Consider the following 16,276-nt stretch of genomic DNA (forward strand, 5'->3'; position numbering starts at 1 on the left):
TCTTCATGAAACATTACGTAACTACCGCGGCAATTATTCTAACGATTCTCTGCACATCAGTTTTCGCTGGTGATCTCACTGCACTTTCAGAATCAGCTATCGAACGCGCCGGCGGCAACGCTGACGAGCTTCGCAAGGCTCTTGCAGAAACACCCGAGGCACACAAGAATGCCATGCGGTTTCTAATTGCGTACATGCCCGAGCGCGACCTGCAGAACATCACCGCGGACCTGCTCACCGACAACGTCGAATTCGCTTACAAGGCGTACAACGAAGCGCCTTGGAAGGACCAGGTGAGCGAGGAAATGTTCCTCAACAACATCCTGCCGTATGCATGCGTCAACGAACGGCGCGACAACTGGCGCGAAGATTTCTACAACCGATTCAAGCCCCTCATCGCGAACGCGAAAACGCCGGGCGAAGCTGCCGTAATCCTCAACCGCAAGATCTTCGACATGCTCGACGTGCACTTTTCACGCAAACGACCAAAGGCCGACCAGTCGCCGATAGAAACCATCGAAGCGGGCATGGCCTCGTGCACGGGCCTGTCGATACTGCTCGTGGACGCCTGCCGTGCGGTCGGGGTTCCCGCGCGTCTGGCCGGCACGCCCTTGTGGTCCGACAAGTCCGGCAACCATTCATGGGTCGAGATATGGGACGGCCAATGGCAATACACCGGCGCGGACGAACCGTCGGGCGACAAACTCAACCGAGGCTGGTTCACCGACCGTGCCGCCACAGCACAGGCCAACCACCGCTTGCACGCCATCTACGCGACCAGCTACAAACCCACCGGCACCAGCTTCCCGCTCGTATGGGCACGCGAAGTTGACTACGTCCATGCGGAAGACGTCACCGACCGCTACACCGGATCGAGCGATGACACGGCCGTGACCACTTCGCAAAACGACCCCGACTTCGATATAGAAGCGTCGCTGCACGCTATCGACCAGCTAAAAACGTATCTCAGCAAATCCCGCACTGAACGCAGGCCGATCAAAGACGAACTTTTCTCCGATGTCCCGCTCAGCAGTGAACACGCGGAACAGGCGAAGGAACTGCTCTGGCGTGACCACGCAAAATATATCAAGCAAACCCGAGCCGGCGAAATGAAGGCTCGCCAGCTAAGCATCGGCGACCTCGATATGCCGTTCTTCTACACCGTCACCGGCGACAAGCCTGCCGACGGCCGGAGCCTCTACATCTCCATGCACGGCGGGGGCGGCGCACCCAAGGCCGTCAACGACGCCCAGTACAATAACCAGAAACGCCTCTACAAAATCCCTGAGGGCGTCTACGTCGCACCCCGCGCACCCACCGACACATGGAACTTGTGGCACCAGGCGCACATCGACAAATTCTTCGCCAGGCTGATCGAGAACATGATCGTTTTCCTGGACGTCAACCCGAACCGCGTCTACCTGATGGGCTACTCGGCAGGCGGAGACGGTGTGTATCAGCTCGCGCCTCGCATGGCTGACCGTTTCGCAGCCGCTTCAATGATGGCGGGTCATCCCAACGAAGCCTCACCGCTCGGCTTGCGCAACCTGCCCTTCAGCATACAGGTCGGCGGCAAAGACGCAGCATACGACCGCAACAAGATCGCTGCCCAATGGGACAAAAAACTCGACGTCCTGCATAGCCAGGATCCCGACGGCTACCCGCACTGGAGAAAAATCTACCCGGGCAAGGGTCACTGGATGAATGGCGAGGACGCGGTTGCGGTTCCGTGGATGGCCAAACAGGTCCGCCGAACTTTCCCCGACCGCATCGTCTGGAAGCAGGACGACGTGAACCGGCCGCGTTTCTACTGGCTCGCCGTCAATCATGACAGCATGCAAAAAGGCGACGAGGTCCGCGCAACGCTCACCGGCCAGAAGATCAATATTAAAACAGCCGACGTTGACCAACTCACCGTCCGCCTGAACGACTGCATGCTCAACCTCGACAAGCCGGTCGCCATAACCGCCAACGGCAAAACGGTTTACACCGGCAAACCAAAACGTTCCATAGAAACCATCGCAAAAACCCTGTACGAATACGGCGACCCCACCGCAACCTACAGCAGCGAAATTACCGTCGAGATCAACTAATAGCCAGAATAAAAAAGCGTCCCGCGAAAACCAAAATCGCGGGACGCTCTATATGCTAATCGACCTCTGACGAGCGGGGATGCTCAATCTTTCGGCCCATACCGCAGGATAAAATCCACCGCTGTATCTACCACCACGCTGGTCAATGGAAAATGATGTCCGTGTGACACCTTCGTGCCTTCATCGATCGAAAGCACCAAGATCGGACCGTCCAGTTCACGGTAACGCTTCTGCAAAACTCGCGTATTCTCGTCAGGCGGCACAACAGTATCAGACTCAGACACCACATGCATCACAGGCACGCCAGCCTTTGCAAGCTCATCCAGGCCGTCGATTGGGTTACCCGTAAACTCACCCGCCGTCTCCTCCGTCAGTCCGTAAGCCTTCATGCATCTTTCCCAATCAGCGTCAGAACCGCGGCCTTGCCCTTTGCCGCCAGGCCAGCTTCTAATGTCGCACACTGGCGTATCACAGTAAATGCTCGCTACCTTGTCAGGATTTCGCTTGGCCCAGTTGTAGACGATCAGTCCGCCGCGACTTACGCCTTCCAGCACCACCTTCGCATTCAAATCATACTTGTCGATCATATGCTCATACATTTTGCTCCAGCGCTTGCATGCTTCGGGTCCGCCGTAAAGGTTTGCCACATTTATGAACGCGATATGATACCCCGCTTCGAGCAGCTTAACATCTATATCCGCATGATAGTTCGGGAACCTCGCACGCAATACCCAAGGCTTGCCCGGCTCACACTCCTTCGGCGCGACAACATAGCAGGGTATCCCATCCAGCGCAAAATCATATTTCTCATAACCATTCCATGAAGACTTCTTGCCCTCATACTCGATTGAGCCTTTACTCTGCGCGAATACAGGCAGTACGCAAACCAACACCAACAGTACAACGCTCATCGTTGTAAGTCTATAATTTTTCATTGTGCTAACCTCACGTACCGCAATTATAAACCGCAAGCCTTTTCACCAATGGATCGGCAACCGAATCAAGAACCGTCAGACGCACAGCATCCGCCTCGACCGGTGCAAACTTCTCGATACGCTTGTGTCCGACCGAGCGCCCTTTGCGGACCTGTTTCCACTGGCCTGCCTGCTTCGCTTCTACTGAATACTGACGTATCCGCTCACCGCGCGCGATGTCTTCCTGTATCACCACATGATTGATCACTGTCCCCGGTTCCAGCTCGAGCACGACTTGCTTACCATAGCCTGAAGTACTCGCAATCTCCTCGCCAAACCGCCGCTGCACCTCATCACCCAACTCCTTACATCTTTCAACATCTGCATCCGGCACGAGCCCTCTCGTATCAGGCGTCAACCCAAGTATCAGCGTCGAGTTACGACCGACAGACTTGTAATACATGTTCATCAGAGCATCAAGCGAATATAACTTATGTTCGTCATTCGGCTCCCAGAACCACTCGTGATTGCGCAGCGGCGCATCCGACATCGCAGGGCACCACACCTTTCCATCCGCATCGCCATGCTTCAGCAGCCAAAATCGATCTTTCGCAAGCTCCGTGTTATGTTTCGACCACCCATCGTAAGGCATCATCGCCCAGCAGGGATAACCGACCGTACCTGTCTCACTCCCGCCCCAGCGCACATCCGCCCGCTGATGGTTATGATAGAATATGCAGTCCTTCTGGTACTTTTCGAATATCGAAAGCACATCAGGCCCGCCTTTATCCGGCCCATACGCTCCGCCGTCATACCACAGCTCAAACAGATCGCCGTAGCGGCTGCAAATCTCCTCAGTCTCCTTTTCTATCAGCTCATTGTATTCCTGCTGCGTCAACGGGCTGCGGTCCGTCACCTTGAAATCCCAAACACCCAGATGCGAGTTCCACCGTGTCCCCAGGTATATGCCGGGCTTGACACCATACTTCCTGCAGGATGCGACAAACTCACCTACAATATCCCGCTTTCCCCTTCCCCACTCAACGGCCTTAAGACAGTAAGGATTCACATCGGACTGCCACAAACGAAAGCCCGACTCGTGACTGGCGGTCAGTATCGCAAAACGAGCATCCATGTTTTTCACGGCCCGCACCCATTGATCTGTGTCGAGGCGTTCAGGATTAAACTGGTTCACATCTTTGATCGGTCTTCGGCGTTCCCGGCTCTGGACATACCTGTCTTCATTAAAGGTATGCAACTCATAGCAAACAAGCACCCCTATCTCCGCCTGCTGCCATGCTAGCTGGGCCGCTGTGGGCATGGGCAGGTCGACCTCCGCCGCCCGCACCTTCTGATACTCGCTCTGACACGCACCCAGCATCAAAGACCCCGCCGCCGCGCCGCTCAACTTCAAAAAATCACGTCGATCCATTCCATACTCTCCGCATAACACCCGTATTTACCGCCACCATCCTAATATATACCGCCTTGCCGTCCAATTTAAATTACACATACACCCTGCGTTACTAACACTGATATAGACTCCTCGGCACCCAAACGAACCCAATCGAACAAGATTCGTCAATCAAGTCTCCGCATCCGCCGACCCAATAAACCGTCCGCCTGCCGATACCCGCCAGATTTTTATTGCAATACCCCCGCTTTTTCGTGAAAATTGCACGCCATATATAGTATCCTGTGCGGATTCATGAACGACTTGCCGGCAAACAGCTTTAACCCGGCCTTAATATAGCTGCCCAATATGGTTTTTACCTTACATAGATATATTTTTCGCGAATTACTGCGAGTTTTCATCCTCGCGGGCACCGCGCTGACGATAATGCTCAGCCTGACTATGATGCTGCGCCCCATCCAGGAATACGGCGTCGCACCCGAGCAGGCCGTCCATCTTTTCGGCTACTTCATACCCATAACGCTAACCTTCGTCCTGCCCATGGCCGCGATCTTCGCAGCCGCTTTGATATACGGACGATTTGCAAGCGACAACGAGCTGGACGCCTGCCGGGCAAGCGGCATCAGCATGTGGACCCTCATATATCCGGGCCTGATCCTCGCGATCGCGATATCCATGGCCTCGCTCGTGCTCAGCTTTCACGTGGTCCCCGCATTCGTCCAGCGGGCGGAAAAGTCGATGAAGGACAACGCCAAGAACCTGCTCTTCCGAAACATAGAACGCAAAGGCTACTGCGAACTTCCGGATTCGAGCTACAAGCTTTACGCCGACAACGCCGTCCCTCAAAAGGACCTCCTTCAGGGCGTGGTCGTCGCTGAAACTACACAGACCGGCATTAACCGCCTTGTAACCGCAGGCAGCGCGAAGATACTCATCGACGACAGCCGCGACCGCATCACCGTGGTTGCGACCGACTATTACCAGATCGACGACTTCGGCCAGGAAGCCTACACCGGCCGACTGCCCATCTCGAGCCCGTTCCCATCGCTCATGGAAGACGATATCAAGTTCCAGAAAGTCGAACGACTAAAGCAGATCCGTTCCGACATGATGAAATTCTCGCCGGTCCGCGAACTGGCGCTGCAGGCACGCGGCTATCTCGCCATTCAGTTGCTCGCCGAACAGGCCAACGCGGTAATGAACGGCCCCACCGCCGACCAGTTCCAGCTCGAAAACGCAAGCAGCATCATCTACTTCACCGCCGATAAACTCAACCCGCGAAGCGACTACAAGGTCGACATCGAGGGCCCCATCCACGCTTACGAGATCGACAAGGCAACCCGCAGCCTCGTTTGCATATACGAAAGCCCCGCAGGCATGCTCCAGCTTCGCGACGAATCCCTCGATGCGACCATGGACATGCTGCTGGAAAATCCGACCTGGGACCGCGGCGAAGGTCTCACAGGCATCGCCGACAGCGAAGCGTTCCGCGACCTCGTCCTGCCGGACTCCATCACACAAAAGCTCAGCCGCAACAACTTGCTCCAGCAGATACCGCAGGTCACCACCTCGCTAGAATCCGAACCAACGCAGGCCCTCAAGGGCATTCTGTATCACCTCGACAAAGAAATATGGTCCACACGCAAGGCCATCCTCTCCGAAATACATTCCCGGCTCGTGCTCGGCATCGGCTGCATCGTCATTGTACTCATCAGCATCGCGCTGGGCATAAAGTTCCGCGGCGGCCACATCCTCAGCGCCTTCGGTGCCTCCGCCATACCCGCCGGCGCACTGGTGATCTTCATCATGTCCGGCAAGGAACTGACCAAAACCAAGAACGAAGCCATGCCCGAACAGACCGGCATCCTGGTCATGTGGGCGGGACTCGTAATACTCATGATATTCGCTTTCCGACTCTATCGAAAGCTTCTGAAAACCTGACAGAACCATGAAAATACTCGACAGATACGTCGCTAAAAATTTCCTGATCGGCTACTTCATCGTCGCCGCCGTCCTCATCGGCCTGATCATCGTTGTCGACTTGTTCGTAAACCTCGACGAGTTCGCCGAAGCCTCCGACGCGGGCGCTGCGACCGTACTGTCGAACATCTTCAAGTTCTACTCCGCCCAGTCCGCAATCTACTTCCGCGACACGGCAGGCTTTATAACAGTCATCGCCGCCGTCTTCTCGCTGGGCAAAATGACCAAGAACAACGAGCTGATCGCGATCATGGCCTCGGGCGTGAGCCTCAAGCGCGTGATCGCACCGATCATCCTGCTTGCCATCGCGCTGACCGGCCTGCTCGTCGTCGACCAGGAACTGATCATCCCCCGGCTTGCACCGACACTCGTACGCGACCACGACGCCATCGCGGGCAACGAAAGCTACGACGTCTGGTTCATGAAGGACTCGAAGGACTCGCTGATCTGCACCCCGAACTACACCGAAGCGGACCAAACGATGCACCAGCCCACCTTCATCCTCCGCAAGGAAACCGCGCCGGGCCGGTGGCAGGTCACGGGCATGATAAACGCCGAAAAAGCGAAATACGACCCCGAGAACAGCCGCTGGGAACTCGCCAACGGCCGACTCATCAAGCTGCACGGCAACCTCGAAGACATCAACTTCGGCCAGCGTCCCGAGCCCGTCCGCTACTACTCTTCCGACATCACCCCCTACGAGATCCCGCTGCGCAGGCAGGAAAGCTACAAACAATACCTCAGCACCTCCCAGCTTACCGCACTCGAAAGATTCGGCGGCCCGAACATCAAGGACCTCGCCGAGCTCATCCTGCAGAAACAGACCCGCATCACCGACCCGATCATCAACTTCATCATGCTCCTGATCGCCCTGCCGGTGCTGGTCTGCCGCGACCCCAAACAGATGAAATCCGCGATCCTCAAAAGCTTCCTCATCACCACCGCATGCTTCATCACCGCAATCGCTTGCAAAATGATCGCAACGGAGGTCATCTTCAACCAGGTGAAACCCGAACTATGGGCCTGGCTGCCGGTAATGATCTTCCTCCCCGTCGCATTCCTCCAACTGGACTCCATGCGAACCTGACCAGCCCCGCCGGAAATAGATGTATTTCTAACTTGCCCCGATTATATCTAACTCGAATCCGCGTTTGAATTCTAATGAAGAGTATATTTAGAGAAAGGCGAGCATGACTATAATCAACAAAAGGAACGTGCTCACACTTTTTGCCTTGATAATGCTCATTGGATTGAATTCATGTAAAACAACTGATGCGAAGGATAGACGCAAGGAATTGAAGCTGATTAACTGGAATACGTTGTATTCTTTTAACCATAAGAGAAGTACTGGCTTGGGAGCAAACTGGATAAAGCAACAGGCCCCAGATGTACTTGGGCTTCAAGAGCTCAATGGCAATACGGAAAAAAGCTTAAATGAAATGGCCAAGAGCTGGGGACATGAATATTCGGTTATATTGAAAGAAAAAGGCTTTCCGGTAGGCCTTACTTCAAGAGAACCTATTGAAGTAATTGAAAGGAAAGTCGAAGGGTTCCATCACGGCCTTTTGCACTGTCGGACTTTTGGAATTCATTTTTTCGTAGTGCATTTTTGGCCTGGCAAAGATCACGAGGCCCGCTATATCTTGAACAAAGCAAAAGCATTGCTTGAGCGAGAGGAAAATGTAATTGTAATGGGGGACTTCAACAGCCACTCCAGGAAAGACAGCGATTTCCATGCAACAAAAGAATTTGAGCCTCTTTATGATGTCGTTGACATGTTTGAGAAAGCCGGTTTCGTAGATGTTGTCAACAAGCATGACAAAAAGGCTCTGGTCTCTTTTGGCTCACCAATTTTGATTCCCAAATGGGCCAGTACAATGAAAGAAGTTAAAGCCCGGCAAGCACGAATTGATTTCATCTTTGCTGACAAGGCTTTAGCTGAAGCATCTTCGATGTCGACCATTTTACGCTCAGACAAGCTAGACAATATCTCAGATCATTATCCGGTTATTGCGAAGTTCAGTTTGCCGTTGCGCTAAAAAATTCAATATAATATAATGGGTCAGACACTCTTCACAATGTTCATAAGTAAGACAGTCCTCTTGCAACCCATCTTAGAAAAAAAGCCGATCATCGCATGCGTTAACAGCGACAATCGGCCGGCATAAAGTCATTTGAAACCGCTTCTAGAACTGATCCCGCACTTCGCGGTTGATCCGCACGCTGCACCAGTCGCGTCCGCACATCGTGCAGTAATCCGCAGAATCCCCCGAGTCGGCGATCTGGCTGCGTGCACACGCTTCCTCGTGCATTCGCTGCGCGGTCTTCGGATCGAGCGATTCTGCGATATGCTTGTCCCACTCCAGATTCGCCCGCGCTTCGCTAAGTCTCCTGTCCCGTGCCGCCGCCTGGCCAAACCCCCGCGCCACATCCGCAGCATGCGCCGCGATCTTTGACGCGATCACACCCTGCCGTACATCGTCAACGTCCGGCAGACCCAGGTGCTCCCTCGGCGTCACATAACAAAGGAACGAGGCCCCGTAAAACGCAGCCGCCGTCCCGCCAATCGCCGAAGTGATATGATCGTAACCCGGCGCACTGTCCGTCACGAGCGGTCCGAGCACATAGAACGGCGCATCATTGCAGATATCCTGCTGCAGCTCCATGTTCCGCTTGATCTGATCGTAAGGCACGTGCCCCGGCCCTTCGACCATCACCTGACAGCCCTTCTCCTGCGCCCGCGAGGCCAGCTCGCCCAGCGTCCGCAGCTCCGCGATCTGTGCCTCGTCCGTCGCATCCGCACCGCATCCGGGCCGCAGCCCGTCACCCAGCGAGAACGCAACGTCATACTCACGCATGATATCACAAAGATCGTCAAACAGCTCGTACATCGGGTTCTGCCGATCGTGATGCACCATCCATTTCGCCATCAGCGCACCGCCCCGGCTGACGATCCCGCACACACGTTTTTTCGTCAACGGCAGATGCTCACGCAGCAGCCCCGCGTGTATCGTGAAAAAGTCCACGCCCTGCTTGGCCTGCTTCTCGGCAACTTCCAGTATAGTCTTGTGATCGATATCCTCAACGCCCCGCCCGACGATAACCTCGTACACCGGTACCGTCCCGAACATCACCGGGCATTCCGCGATCAGCCGTTCGCGTATCGCGTCCAGATCCTCACCCGTGCTAAGATCCATCATCGCATCCGCACCGAGCGAGATCGCCATCTTCATCTTCTCGATCTCACCATCCAGCGACGAACTGACATCGCTCGCGCCGATATTCGCGTTAATCTTCACAGAGACCGCACGGCCGATCGCCGCCGGCTCTAGATTGTCCGCAACGTGCACCTTGTTCGCCGGTATCACCAGCCGACCCGCCGCCAGCTCATCGCGTATCAGCTCCGCGCTCACGCCCTCGCGATCAGCGGTCCGCTTCATAACATCGCTAATCTTTCCCGCCCTTGCAATCTCTAACTGAGTCGCCATAACTCGCCACCTTTACAAAACTGCGTCCGACCAGCCGACCGCCGCAAACGCGACAAACAACAAGCCCGAACTAAATCCATAAAAAAAGCCGTCTCTCAAACGAGAAACGGCCGAATGTCAAAATCTCAACTGCCGCCGCTTCCCTACGCAGGTACGCCAAAAGGCTATCCTGATCAGGTTCATAGGGACTGTCTCAGACCGGCAAAAAACCAGCCACCCCTAGCGAACACAAACATTATACCCAACCCCCACCCCAACAGTCAATCCAATAAAATTTTTCCCCGAAACAGACCGCTCATTACATCAACAACCGACAATACCCGCGTTGTCATCCCGGGCTTGACCCGGGATCCAGAGAACACGACGGGTACGCATGCACGACCAGAACAGCATTACGCCAACGAGTCCAGTCAAAAGGTCATGGCGCAAAAAACACCAACCCTAAACCTTGATCACCTGCAGCTTCTCCTTCGCGAACGAAAAGCCCTTGTCCTTCGTCAGCACCTTATGTCCCTTATCGGTGATCAGCACATCGTCCTCGATACGCACGCCCATCTTGCCCGCAATATAACAGCCAGGCTCGATCGTCACGATATCGCCCGCCTTCAGCACGCCCTTCGCACGCGGACTGAAACTCGGCGCCTCGTGCACTTCAAGCCCAAGCCCGTGCCCCGTGCCGTGCTTGAACACAGGCACATCGTGCTTGCGCAAAACCTGTCGACACGCCGCATCCACCTCGCGCAGGCTCGCGCCCGGCTTGCACGCCTCGATCCCCGCCAGGTTCGCCTCCAGCACGGCATAATATATCTTCTCGTGCTGCTTGTTCACCTTCCCAACCGCCAGCGAACGCGTCGTATCACTAGTATAACTATTATACCTCGCGCCCCAGTCGATCAATATCGTATCGTTCTTGCGCAGCTTCCGCGAGCCCGGCTGATGGTGGTTCCGCGAACAGTTCGGCCCAAACGCCATGATCGTCTCGAACCCCGCCTGCGATCCCATCTTACGCATCGTAAAATCGAGCAGCCCGCCAAGCTCCTTCTCCGTGATCCCCACGCGAACCTGACCGAGCGTCTCTTCCAGCGCCTTGAACGCGATCTTGCCCGCCCGCTGCACGTTCTTCGCCTCGTCGTCGTTCTTCGTCCGACGTACCGCCTCGGGCAGTCCGCTGGCCGGCTTGACCTTCGCCTTGGTCGCCTTGCGTATTTCCTTCTTCAGCAGATCGAACGCCGCATAACTGCACCGCGTCTCCAGCCCGACCGTCTCGATATTCTTGAACCGCGCAAGCACCTCGCCAACACCCTTTGCAAGCCCCTTCGCATGCTCGTAATACTTACACGCAAAACACTCACCCATCGCCTGCTCGGTGTATCGGCTGTCCGTAACCATCGTCATCCCGCTCCGCGCGATCACCAGCGCACTCTCGTGTCCCGTAAAGCCAGTCATATATGTAAGATTCTCATTGCACAGCAGCACCAGCGCATCGAAACCCTTTTCCTTCATCTGCTTGCGAACCGCCTTCAATCTCGCCTTAGCGACCTGCTCATTCATCCCGATTTCTCCATTCGAAAATTGATCGATTGTTAAACCCACAACAGGCCCACAAGCCTAACACACCAACCCAACCGCGTAAAGCTATTTCCCGCATTAACAGCATTACACAATGAGATATACTTTCTCGCAGCAATGCCAGAACGATGTCATTGCGAGGAGCGAAGCGACGCGGCAATCTCAAAGCCAGCGATTTTCAACAGCTCGTCCATCACAGAAGTAACGTACCGCCAGCCTACTCCACCAGCTTGATCAAAACCACACCGTTCGAATCATCGCCGGTATCACCCATCACGTTCGCACGCACGAAATAATTCGCACCCGTCTCAAAATCATCGATCTTCAGCCGGTACGTGTTCGCCTTCCGCTGTCCGCCCGTGAACCCGTGATGCACATCCCGCGCGACGACCTTGTCGTTAACGATCACCTCGACCTTCTCGATATCCAGCCGCTGTTGCCCGCTCGTATACATGAACGTCACCTCATACACCCCCGCCTTGTTGATCAGCCCGGTCGCGTCGAACTTCACCGGCGAATACGTTCCCGCCGACACCTTGCCCGACTCCCACTCGCCAAGCTTCTCACCGAACTCGGCGAACTGCTTGCTTACGTCCGGAGGAAACTGAAACGCCAGGCTGTAGTGCCGACGATCCACAACCGTTATCGCCGCGAACTTCTGCGGATCATCCACCTTCACCGGGCCACCGTAAACATCCGAATAAGGCGTAGGATACCGCCCGTCCGTCGTATACCGAACCTCCGCGCCGGCCACCGGACTGCTCGCCGTGATCATATAACCGTCCGCCGTCCGCTTTTTCTCAACCTCGGGCACCGGCACACGATAATGCCATCCCGCCCCGTCATACCTGCCGTACTGAACGCTCTGCCTCGCCGCAAAATCCTCCCAGCCGCGAAGCTTCTCCGGCGTCCACACAACCTCCGCCAGCGCCGCCATCCTCGGCAGCGTCAGATAATCCACATACCGCCAGCTCCGCTTCTCCGCCAGCACCTTCATGTCCTGCAAAAAGGGCTTGTGCAAAAACTGATCCGTCCACAAACATCCGTGCCCGCCCAGTATGTATTTTTTCTCAGCCTCGCTCAGCACCTTCGGCGCGGGCTCCCACTGGTACGCCTTCTTCAGCGAGATCGGCGGCAGCCACGTCGCAGCCGGCGGCTCACCGGGCAGACCGCTCTCGGGCGTATCGAAATATGCGTGCCCCGTCAGCGCCATCACAACATTGTTCCCACTCTTCGCGGCCTGTACAGCCGTCGCGGGCCTGTGCCACGTCATCACCGTCGCGTTCGGCGCGAGCCCGCAGTCCAGTATCTCGTCCCAGCCGATCAGCCGACGATCCTTCGTCATCAGAAACTTCTCCACCCGCCTCGTCATATAACCCTGAAGCTGTTTGTAATTCTCCAGCCCTTCCTCTTCCATCCGCTTCCTGCAATGCTCGCACTGCTTCCAACGATCGTACCTCGCCTCGTCCCCGCCGATATGCACGAACCGCCCCGGGAACATCTCAACAACCTCGCTGAGAACATCCTCGACAAACTCATACGTGCTCTCGCGACCGGCACACATGATCTCCCGCGATATCCAGTGCTTCGTCGGCATCTCGAACTGCTCGCCCGTACACCCAAGCCACGGATACGCACACAGCGCAGACATCGCATGCGCGGGCATCTCTATCTCCGGCACGATCTCGATATGCAGCCTGTTCGCATACTCGACGATCTCACGAATATCCTCCTTCGTATAGTACCCACCAGACCGATCCGCCCCCTTGCCGCGAAACGCCCCAACCTCCGTCAGCTTCGGATACTTCTCGATCTCGACCCGCCAACCCGCATCATCTACCACATGAAGCTGCAGCACGTTCAGCTTGTGCATCGCCATCATGTCCATGTACCGCTTCACGTAATCCTTGTCCATGAAGTACCGCGATACATCCAGCATCATCCCGCGCCACGGATAGCTCGGCTCATCCTCGATCCGCACACACGGCACCTGCCACTTAACGCCCTCTCCGCCACCGCCGTAAACCTCCGCCGGCAGCAACTGCCTCAACGTCTGTATCCCATAAAACACGCCCGCCGCCGACGCGCCTTCTATCACGATCTCGTCCTCGTCAACGATCAGCGTATAGCCTTCCTCATTCTCGCCCGCTTCTTCCGCGACCTTCAACTCGATCACACTTGCCGCACCGCCAGCCGAACCCGCAATAGAAACGTCCAGCCCAGCCGCCGACAGATAATCCGCCAGCAGTTCCGCCTCGCCCCGCAAATCCGCCCCAGCAACGATCACCGTATCATCCGAAATATCGAACACCCCCGCCTTGCTGGCAACCTCCACAGGCTTTGGAATGACATTCATCTCATCCGCCCCGACAAAACCCGCAAATAAAACCAAAACCAGAACCGCCAACACACACAAACGCTTCATAAATCAACTCCGCAAATAAACCGAACAGTTTCACACTCACTAGAAGCTGTTTCATAACTGCTTTTGGCTTGCCGGCGAGCAATTTTTTCGTCTCGGCAAGGCGGGCGAAATTGGTAATAGCCGTAACTATGGCCGATTTTGCACAACGCAGCCGAGCGGAAAAAGGGCCGCCGAAAGACAAATCTGAGTTTTGAAACCGCTTCTAAACAGCCGCACCACCACCCCAAAGCGCAGCACACATAGCAAGCATTATACCCAAATCCGCCCCCAAAACAAAAACGAAATAAGAACTTCAAACCCTGAAATGAATAACCAGCTATTCAAAGACCCCTTCTCGCCCCACTGTTCCGTAATGAACCAGAAATGCCCCCACCTCACAGCCGATACGCCGCCGCCACTACCGCCATCACGACCGAAATCAGCATCACCATCGTCAGCACGCTCGCCGCCGCGCCGCACACCCGCCTGCAGAAAGCGCCCCGCGCAGCGCTGCCCGCCATAGAGAACATCCACTCACCCGCCATCGCACAAAGAAAAAGCAATATCCACGGCATAAACGCCATCGCCGTCGCCCCCAGTCATTCATAACAGCAGCTCGCAACCGCCTCCATCATCATTTTCTCGGCCCCTCCCGCTCCGCACCACGTTCAAAACCGCACAAAAACAAAAATTCACAAAATTTCCCTCAACCCGATTTGCACTCCCGCGCCCCAATTCGTATATTTTCCGTGCCAGCAGTTAAATGGCAAAGCCGGACTCACAAACAAAGACTAACTTTTCCACTCCTATAGTTCGGCATGGATGCCGCAGCAGAAGCTGTCTAAACTGTTTTAAATGGCTTCTAAAAATCTGTTTACGTGCTCAGGTGCTCCCAACGCACCGCCCGGCGAGGTATGCTTCCGGAGGGAAGAAAACGCCATACCGACCCGGTAGCAGGGCTCGGCCTCATACGAGACTGAGCCCTGTTTTTATTCCTTGTTGACCGGCCCGATTCCGCTTAGAATAAGCCCGAACAATGTTTCGCTCCAAATGAACGTCTAATGAATACGATCCGATAGAATAAAGCATGATTTTCCCCATACAAACAACCGCACAACCAAGACATAAGCCATACACAAATTACGCCCTTATCGTCATGAACGTGCTCATCTTCCTCGTCACCTACATCGGCGAGCACCGAGCTCCCACAGGTGAACCAGAGGTCCTCCGCGCCTGGGCCAACGAATTCATGCTCACACCCATCCGCCCACAGCTCTGGCAGTTCATCTCGTACGCCTTCCTGCACGGGTCCTTTATGCACATCTTCGGCAACATGTACTTCCTCTACATGTTCGGCAACAGCGTAAACGACCGCCTGGGCAACGTCGGCTATCTCTGCTTCTACCTCGCGGGAAGCATAATCGCAGGCCTGGGCCATTTCGCCTTTTCGAATTCCCCCGTCCTCGGCGCAAGCGGCGCCGTCGCAGCCGTAACCGGCGCATACCTCGTCCTGTTCCCAAAATCCGTCATCACAGTCATATACTGGTTCTTCATTATCGGCACCATCGAGGTCCCCGCCTTCTGGTTCATCGGCCTCAAGCTCATCGTCATCGACAATCTCATCGTCCAGACCGCCGCAAACGTCGCATACGACGCCCATCTCACCGGCTACGCGTTCGGCATCATATCCATATACCTCCTCCTCGTCCTGCACCTCCAGGAACACGAACCCCAGGACCTCGCGATCGTCCTCAAACAGTGGTACCGCCGCCGAAAATACAAATCCGCCGTCTCGCAAGGCTTCGACCCCTTCTCCGGCAGCACCGAAACCACCAAGAAGGTCCGCGCCAAAACCCGCGACACCAAAAAGGCCCACCAGCAGAAGATCAACGACCAGCAGATAAAGCACCTCCGCGGCGAGATCGGCAAAAACGTCACCGAACGAAACCTCCCCGAAGCAGCCCGCATATACGCCGAGCTACTCGAGCTCGACCCCGGCCACGTCATGCCCCGCCAGTACCAGCTCGACATCGCAAATCAGCTCATGTCCGAGTGCAAATGGCAGCTCTCCGCCCAGGCATACGAAGGCTTCATGAAGCACTACGAAAACGCCGAATACGCCGAACAGGTCGAACTCATGCTCGGCATCCTCTACTCACGCTACCTCGACAAGCCCGCACTCGCCGCCAAATACTTCAAACAGGCCCGCGAAAAACTCCACGACCCCGGCCAGATCCGCCTCTGCGAAGCGGAACTCGCCAAACTCCGCGAAAAAGGCCACTGACCCGGCCCTACACGTCCCATAAAACCTCACATAACGCCGCAAAGATAAATAAAACCCCCTAGCTCCACAAAATCACAAAACATTTGACAACCCTCCCCGCCGGTGGTACCCTGATTGGTTGTATTTCACG

At 55.5% G+C, this 16,276-nt stretch carries 11 protein-coding genes and 1 riboswitch; of the genes, 5 read left to right on the top strand and 6 right to left on the bottom strand.

What is annotated here, in order from left to right:
- Positions 1–5: 5 nt before the first annotated feature.
- A complete protein-coding gene (locus STSP2_RS00905; RefSeq protein ID WP_169852883.1) occupies positions 6–2,093 on the top strand; it encodes a transglutaminase domain-containing protein in 2,088 nt (695 codons plus the stop codon).
- An 83-nt stretch (positions 2,094–2,176) separates the two neighbouring features.
- Here the strand turns inward: STSP2_RS00905 and STSP2_RS00910 are convergent, their stop codons facing one another.
- Both STSP2_RS00910 and STSP2_RS00915 read right to left on the bottom strand, forming a co-directional pair.
- Positions 2,177–3,028: an alpha/beta hydrolase family protein gene (locus STSP2_RS00910; RefSeq protein WP_146658971.1), complete on the bottom strand. Its 852-nt coding sequence runs from the start codon at positions 3,026–3,028 to the stop codon at positions 2,177–2,179.
- A 10-nt stretch (positions 3,029–3,038) separates the two neighbouring features.
- Entirely contained in the window at positions 3,039–4,439 is a 1,401-nt protein-coding gene (locus STSP2_RS00915) for an alpha-L-fucosidase (RefSeq protein ID WP_169852884.1), read from the bottom strand.
- A 330-nt stretch (positions 4,440–4,769) separates the two neighbouring features.
- On the opposite strand from STSP2_RS00915, the gene STSP2_RS00920 reads away from it, so the two are divergent.
- The 3 genes from STSP2_RS00920 to STSP2_RS00930 all read left to right on the top strand — a co-directional run bounded on the left by STSP2_RS00920 (position 4,770) and on the right by STSP2_RS00930 (position 8,440).
- The gene (locus tag STSP2_RS00920) at positions 4,770–6,362 is read left to right on the top strand and encodes an LptF/LptG family permease (protein ID WP_146658973.1); all 1,593 of its coding nucleotides are present in this window, start codon (positions 4,770–4,772) and stop codon (positions 6,360–6,362) included.
- A 7-nt stretch (positions 6,363–6,369) separates the two neighbouring features.
- Positions 6,370–7,488 (top strand): LptF/LptG family permease, encoded by a 1,119-nt coding sequence (locus STSP2_RS00925; protein WP_146658975.1) that lies wholly within the window; start codon positions 6,370–6,372, stop codon positions 7,486–7,488.
- A gap of 103 nt (positions 7,489–7,591) precedes the next feature.
- Positions 7,592–8,440, top strand: a complete 849-nt coding sequence (locus STSP2_RS00930; RefSeq protein ID WP_146658977.1) for an endonuclease/exonuclease/phosphatase family protein — start codon at positions 7,592–7,594, stop codon at positions 8,438–8,440.
- Positions 8,441–8,587: 147 nt separating this feature from the next.
- Here the strand turns inward: STSP2_RS00930 and thiC are convergent, their stop codons facing one another.
- The 4 genes from thiC to STSP2_RS00950 all read right to left on the bottom strand — a co-directional run bounded on the left by thiC (position 8,588) and on the right by STSP2_RS00950 (position 14,446).
- Positions 8,588–9,889, bottom strand: a complete 1,302-nt coding sequence (thiC, locus tag STSP2_RS00935; RefSeq protein ID WP_146658979.1) for a phosphomethylpyrimidine synthase ThiC — start codon at positions 9,887–9,889, stop codon at positions 8,588–8,590.
- Positions 9,890–10,012: 123 nt separating this feature from the next.
- A riboswitch (TPP riboswitch) is annotated at positions 10,013–10,120 on the bottom strand.
- A 210-nt stretch (positions 10,121–10,330) separates the two neighbouring features.
- Entirely contained in the window at positions 10,331–11,440 is a 1,110-nt protein-coding gene (locus STSP2_RS00940) for a M24 family metallopeptidase (RefSeq protein WP_146658981.1), read from the bottom strand.
- Positions 11,441–11,675: 235 nt separating this feature from the next.
- A complete protein-coding gene (locus tag STSP2_RS00945; RefSeq protein ID WP_146658983.1) occupies positions 11,676–13,883 on the bottom strand; it encodes a beta-N-acetylhexosaminidase in 2,208 nt (735 codons plus the stop codon).
- Between the two features lie 374 nt (positions 13,884–14,257).
- Entirely contained in the window at positions 14,258–14,446 is a 189-nt protein-coding gene (locus tag STSP2_RS00950; RefSeq protein ID WP_146658985.1) for a hypothetical protein, read from the bottom strand.
- A 503-nt stretch (positions 14,447–14,949) separates the two neighbouring features.
- Between STSP2_RS00950 and STSP2_RS00955 the strand changes: the two genes are divergently transcribed.
- A complete protein-coding gene (locus STSP2_RS00955) occupies positions 14,950–16,146 on the top strand; it encodes a rhomboid family protein (RefSeq protein ID WP_146658986.1) in 1,197 nt (398 codons plus the stop codon).
- Positions 16,147–16,276 lie beyond the last annotated feature (130 nt).

It is taken from the genome of Anaerohalosphaera lusitana, from assembly GCF_002007645.1.
Classification (GTDB): domain Bacteria; phylum Planctomycetota; class Phycisphaerae; order Sedimentisphaerales; family Anaerohalosphaeraceae; genus Anaerohalosphaera; species Anaerohalosphaera lusitana.